At 69.7% G+C, this 201-nt stretch carries 1 pseudogene; it reads left to right on the top strand.

What is annotated here, in order from left to right:
- A pseudogene (locus OO67_RS35620) lies at positions 1–201 on the top strand (xylose isomerase); the annotation flags it as partial.

Here is a 201-nt window from a genome sequence, read left to right as displayed (position 1 = left end):
CGCGCTGGACCCGGTCGAGTCGGTGGAGCGGCTCGCGGAGCTGGGTGCGCACGGGGTGACGTTCCACGACGACGACCTGATCCCCTTCGGGTCCACCGAGGTGGAGCGGGAGCGGCTGATCGGCCGGTTCAAGGACGCGCTGGAGCGCACCGGGATGAAGGTCCCGATGGCCACCACCAACCTGTTCACGCACCCCGTGTT

The organism is Streptomyces atroolivaceus (assembly GCF_000717025.1).
GTDB classification, from domain to species: Bacteria; Actinomycetota; Actinomycetes; order Streptomycetales; family Streptomycetaceae; genus Streptomyces; species Streptomyces atroolivaceus.
This window is presented reverse-complemented; position numbering and strand designations above follow the sequence as displayed.